The sequence below is a fragment of the Streptomyces lushanensis genome (genome assembly GCF_001700515.1).
Classification (GTDB): Bacteria; Actinomycetota; Actinomycetes; order Streptomycetales; family Streptomycetaceae; genus Streptomyces; species Streptomyces lushanensis.
On sequence record NZ_MAUD01000455.1, the window covers coordinates 1 to 4976 of the forward strand.

General features: G+C 70.9%; 7 protein-coding genes and 1 riboswitch. Of the genes, 5 read left to right on the forward strand and 2 right to left on the reverse strand.

Features of this window, described 5'->3' with window-relative positions; genetic code table 11:
• The first annotated feature begins 102 nt into the window (after window positions 1–102).
• Window positions 103–330 carry a hypothetical protein gene (locus tag BFF77_RS29335; protein WP_066955891.1) on the forward strand — a complete coding sequence of 76 codons (228 nt, stop codon included), beginning with the start codon at window positions 103–105 and terminating at the stop codon, window positions 328–330.
• 49 nt (window positions 331–379) lie between these two features.
• On the opposite strand, the gene BFF77_RS29340 is transcribed toward BFF77_RS29335, so the two are convergent.
• Both BFF77_RS29340 and BFF77_RS29345 read right to left on the reverse strand, forming a co-directional pair.
• A complete protein-coding gene (locus BFF77_RS29340; RefSeq protein WP_066955894.1) occupies window positions 380–964 on the reverse strand; it encodes an HD domain-containing protein in 585 nt (194 codons plus the stop codon).
• A gap of 12 nt (window positions 965–976) precedes the next feature.
• Entirely contained in the window at window positions 977–2098 is a 1122-nt protein-coding gene (locus BFF77_RS29345; protein WP_066955917.1) for a helix-turn-helix domain-containing protein, read from the reverse strand.
• A 128-nt stretch (window positions 2099–2226) separates the two neighbouring features.
• Here BFF77_RS29345 and BFF77_RS29350 point away from each other — a divergent pair, with 128 nt between their 5' ends.
• From BFF77_RS29350 to BFF77_RS29365, 4 genes are all read left to right on the forward strand, one after another.
• Window positions 2227–2580 (forward strand): DUF6415 family natural product biosynthesis protein, encoded by a 354-nt coding sequence (locus tag BFF77_RS29350; RefSeq protein WP_066955897.1) that lies wholly within the window; start codon window positions 2227–2229, stop codon window positions 2578–2580.
• Window positions 2577–2768, forward strand: coding sequence for a hypothetical protein (locus tag BFF77_RS29355; protein WP_066955913.1), 192 nt, complete (start codon window positions 2577–2579; stop codon window positions 2766–2768). Before BFF77_RS29350 ends, BFF77_RS29355 begins: the two co-directional genes overlap by 4 nt.
• A gap of 80 nt (window positions 2769–2848) precedes the next feature.
• Window positions 2849–3349, forward strand: coding sequence for a glycine-rich domain-containing protein (locus BFF77_RS29360; RefSeq protein ID WP_066955915.1), 501 nt, complete (start codon window positions 2849–2851; stop codon window positions 3347–3349).
• 470 nt (window positions 3350–3819) lie between these two features.
• Window positions 3820–3967: riboswitch (cobalamin riboswitch) on the forward strand.
• A 34-nt stretch (window positions 3968–4001) separates the two neighbouring features.
• Window positions 4002–4976 (forward strand): cobaltochelatase subunit CobN (locus tag BFF77_RS29365; protein WP_211280344.1); only part of this gene is annotated, 975 nt, incomplete at its 3' end.

The window sequence follows — 4976 nt, forward strand, 5'->3', positions numbered from 1 at the left end:
CCACGACGGTGGGGCCGGCGGATCCGCCGGCCCCACCGTCGTGGAGATCCGGTCCGGTGGCTCCCGGCTGGACGACTTAGCCCGACGGGCTTCTGGAAGCCCATGAGCTCGGACCCGGCGTCGTCCCGGGCCACGAACCGGCGCAGCGATTTCACGACCATTGCCGGTGAGCTGCGGCAGGACCTTACGGCGGAGCGCGTCCAGCGGAAGCTGCTCACGTCGTTCGTGATGGACCTGTTGAAGTGGGCCCAGCGGGTGGAGCCGGACACCCAGGCCGGACCGCCACCCAAGCCCCCGGCCGACCTGGACCTCACGCCCTGGCGGCGATGACAGCGCCCCGCTCTCCTCCGGGAGGCGGGGCGCCTTCGTGTGTCCGGGATCAAGCCGGTTTCTCTCCCAAGGCCGTTCGTAGCCAGTCCAGCGATCCTTGGCCGAGGAGTTCGTCGGCCAGGCGTTGCGCTGTCTCGGTGACGAGCCGTGCACGGCTGTTGTCGATCCAACGCTGGGCGTTCCCGTATCCCTGCGCCTTGTATTCGATGCCCTGGAGGAGACACTCCAGCTTGTCCGCGTCCTTGGCGCAGATCGCCTCTGGAGATTCTTTCGCCTCGTACTCGGCGACCAGGTCTCGCACGGTGGAGGCCAGCGCGTCGGGCATTCCCGCGGTCTGGTCAGCGGTTACTTCGCGTGGGTCCGCGGCGCCGGCGGAGTACTTCTTGCCCAGGTAGTTGACGTCCCCGGTCCGGGTCTCCTGGGTGTCGTGCCATACGGCGAGGAACGCGGCGCGTGCCGGGTCGGCGCCCTCAAGCTTCGCGATGATCGTTGCGATCAGAGACGTACGCCATGAGTGCTCGGCGACGCTCTCCGGGTCTCGGACCCCTGCCATCCACCAGCCCGTGCGCCGTGCTTGCTTGAGCGTCCCGGCCTCGAACAGGAAGTGGGCCACCGCCGACAGGTCATCAGCCACTGTCGATTCCTCTCACGCCTCGGACAGGCGGATCGCGTATCGGATGCCGTCGAGCTCCCGCCGCGCTCGCGCCGACAGCTCCCGGTCATCCAACAGCACGGGCAGTCGGTCGCGCAGGGCTCGCCCGGCCTGCGTTCCTCCGCGCAGGAGATTGGGGCGGGCGGCCAGCAGCGTCCACAGCGTGTGAGTGTTGAGGTCGAAGAAGCCGTGGCGAGGGGTGAGCCCGCGGACCAGGTGCTCCATCAGCCGGTCGCCCGACCAGGGGCCAGGTACTGGTGCGCCAATGAAATCGTCGGAGAGCTGAATGTGTGGGGCCTCTCCGATCCAGTAGGCCCAGTAGTTCAGGTTGGCGGCCTCGCCTGCGTCGTCACCGGTGAGGGTGCTGCCGATGAAGTGCTCCATGCGGTCGCGGTCGCCCTGCCGTGCGGCCACGGCCGCGACCGACCGGGAGTTGAGCCAGGCGGTCAGCCAGTCGTCCGGCCGCTCGGTTCGCTGCTGGTGGGCAAGCCAGTCTGCTGTGTCTGCCTCGTCGTCGTAGCCGGACAGGTACAGCGCCTGGCGGCGCAGCAGGAACTCGTCCCGTCCACGCGCCTGCTCAGCCGTGCGCCGCATCCGGGAGAAGAACCGGCGCCTGTCCGTGGCCGGCAGCTCGGGGCCGTCGGGTACTGGGCCGCGCCGCGGGCGGGGCGGTGTGGGGAGTGCGTTCACGGGAGCGGGCGCTACTCCGTTGAGCGGCCAGGCGAGCACCTCGACCAAGTGGCGCTGCATGACCCAGGCACCGAGGGGGCTGTCTCCGCCCGGGTCGTCCTCGTCCAACGCGCTGGCCAGGAGTACGTCCGCCTCCATCGCCCTCTCCAAGGAGAGGAGCAGGGCCGGGGCGGACCCGAGGCGCATGAGGCGGTGTCGGTACACGAGCATCTGCCCGACCGGGACAGCGGTGAGCGCGCGGCGCCCTGACTCCCACCCGGCGATCGTGTCGGCCGAGACCCGGAACTCCTCGGCCAAGGAGTCCTGGGTGAGACCGAGCTGCTCTCGTAAGACGCGGAAGACATAGCCCGAGACGATGCCGCCCCGGGGCCGCGGTGCGGTTCCCTGACCGGCGGTCAGGGCGGATGGAGGTCTGGCCGGCACGATGCCTCCACTCGGCGCGGCCGCGGCGTGGCTACCCGTACCTGCGGTCACTTCAGACGGCGCTGGCTGCTTCCTACCGTTGTAGGCGCAGTTACTGACGAGCGACTCAGAGTAGTAGGAGAGCGGTAGCAGTGAATGCCACAGCGCCAATCCGGGGAGACACTCAGGCCACCATCGCCAGGGCCCGCGCGGCCGAGTGCGCGGCGGGCGGTCACGAGGAACTGGCGGAACTCGCCGCAGACCTCTCCGTCCACATCGCCCGACTCCTTCCCACTGCCCGGGCCCGGGTTGATGAGATGTGGCACGGGAGCCGGGAGTGGTACGTCCTCAGCACCCGCCTGAGCAGCATCTCCGCCGAGGCCGAGCAGCCCCTCGATACAGGGACGTTGGCCGCGCACGTACAGGTCCGGCTCCGCGCGCTCGACTGTGAGTGGCTCCTCACCCGCTACGGCGCGGACCTCCATGCCGAGGAGCCGGCACGATGACGCTGTGTGCGAAGGGCCAGCACGAATTTCCGATCGAGGACGAGTCCGGCGCCTACTGCCCCGATCACGGGGTGACGCTGCTGTGGCACGGGCCGCCGATCACCGAGGACGACCTGCTGAGCGATGACAGCCCCTCGCGGCCCGTCCGGCCGGTGCTCGCCCCGGCGCCGTTGCCGCACCCCCACTGACCCCCGCCGCGCGGCCGACGCATCCCTGGCAGGACTCCGGCCGCCCGGCGGGCACCACCCATCCGAAACAGGAGGCACTCATGAGTATCACTACCCCGGCGCCCGCCACACGGGATGCCGGAGCGCTGCTGACGGAAACGGAGTTCGCCGACGTCGTTTCCACCGTCCTGCGCGCCAACATCGGCATGGACGAATCGCTCGCCAAGCGCATCGTCCTGGAGGCATTGCGGTTCGTGGCCACCGCCGCCGAGCGTGCGCCTGGTGAGCGCATGGCCCCCTCGCCCGTGGTCGATGAGGGCTGGCACGCGCTCATCCTCCACACCCGCGTGTACGCCAGGCTGAACGCGAGGCTGGGCGGCCGGGACTTCGTCCACCACATCCCCCAGGCCCCGGACCCCGGGCACGCACGGGTCCCCGGAATTCTGGCGTCCAGCCGGGCCGCCATCACGGCGGCTGGTTTCGAAGTGGACACCGAGCTGTGGCAGGTCGGCCCGACGGCCGTGGCCGGCGCCGAATGCCAGCACGTGCCGAACTGCGGGGACAATGACTGCGACGTGGAATGCAAGTCAGGCCCGAACTGACCCCGATGGACCCTATGGTGCTGGTATGAGCCCATCTGAGCGTGACCAGCAGCGAGCCGCGGCCCGTGTGAGCCAGCAGCTGTGGCGCACCATCAGGGGCCGCCGGTCCCGGCGCCGCCAGTGCCCGGGTCCGGGACCCACCGTGATGGCCACCAGCAGCGGGCCCGTCACCATCCCGTGCCTCCGGTGCGGCGAAGGATCGTCGTAGCCGAACAACCAGAGAGCCCTGGTCGCACACGCGGCCGGGGTTCTTCTGCGTCCGCCGTTGCCCTCAGCAGAGGCGGTAGGGGACAATGGCGAATGTGCTGGTCAGGGGCCCGGATCCTCCACGGATTGCGTGAGCGGTGCGTGAGCATCCGTCCCGGAGCGGGCCGGAGTGAGTCGGCGTGAGCCGGAGTGAAGAGCCCGAAACGTGGGGCTGTTCATAGTGAGACGGAGTGGGCCGATGTGAGCCGGAGTAACTGATCTCGTCCTACTATGCAGACGACGGGTCCGGTGCCCGTCAACGCCAGCGACGGCGTCAGGGGAGGAAGCCCGGTGAGAATCCGGCGCGGTCCCGCCACTGTGAGCCCGGCGGCAGCCGGGTGAGCCAGGAACTCCCGCCGTCCTCCCTACCGCCCGGGGCGCGGACCCCGAGGAAGGCAGACGCCGCATGATCCTGCTCCTGTCGACGTCCGACACCGATCTGCTCAGCGCCCGTGCGGCGGGCGGTCCGGTCCCGTACCGGTACGCCAACCCGGCCCGGCTCGCGCTCGACGAGCTGCCCGCGCTGCTGGAGGGCGCCGACCTCGTCGTCGTACGGCTCCTCGGCGGACTGCGCGCCTGGCAGGACGGGATCGACCTTCTCCTCGGCGACGGTCCGGCCGCCGCGCGTTCCACGGCTGATCGGCCCGCTGCCGCCCGCCCGCCCGTCGTCGTCCTCACCGGCGAACAGGCCCCGGACGCCCAGTTGATGGAGGCGTCCACCGTCCCCATCGGTATCGCCGCCGAGGCGCACGCGTATCTCGCCCACGGCGGTCCCGCCAATCTGGAGCAGCTCGCCCGCTTCCTCTCCGACACCGTCCTGCTGACCGGCCACGGCTTCGAGCCGCCCGCCGCCGCACCCACCTGGGGCCGGGCCGAACGCCGGACGGAGACCCTCGCCACCGCAGGCACCGCAGGCACCGCAGGCACCGCAGGCACCGCAGGCACCGCAGGCACCGCGCACACCGCCGACGGCGCGGACAGCCCGTCCGCGCACCGGCCGCTCGTCGCCGTCCTCTACTACCGCGCCCACCATCTGAGCGGCAACACCGCCTTCGTGGACACCCTGTGCGAGGCCATCGAGGCCGCCGACGGCCGCGCCGAGCCCATCTACGTATCGTCCCTGCGCGCGCCCGAGCCCGACCTGCTGGAGGCGCTGAGCGGTGTCGACGCCATCGTCACCACCGTGCTCGCCGCCGGCGGGACCCGGCCCGCCGAGGCCTCGGCGGGCGGTGACGACGAGGCGTGGGACGCGGGCGCCCTGGCCGCGCTCGACGTACCGATACTTCAGGCCCTCTGCCTCACCACCAGCCGCGCCACCTGGGAGTCGAGCGACGAGGGGCTGTCACCGCTGGACGCCGCGTCCCAGGTGGCGGTACCGGAG

Bases quoted from the DNA above. Each gene is read 5' to 3' on its own strand.
- BFF77_RS29335 (WP_066955891.1), top strand. From the start codon at position 103: ATGAGCTCGGACCCGGCGTCGTCCCGGGCCACGAACCGGCGCAGCGAT.
- BFF77_RS29360 (WP_066955915.1), top strand. From the start codon at position 2,849: ATGAGTATCACTACCCCGGCGCCCGCCACACGGGATGCCGGAGCGCTG.
- BFF77_RS29355 (WP_066955913.1), top strand. From the start codon at position 2,577: ATGACGCTGTGTGCGAAGGGCCAGCACGAATTTCCGATCGAGGACGAG.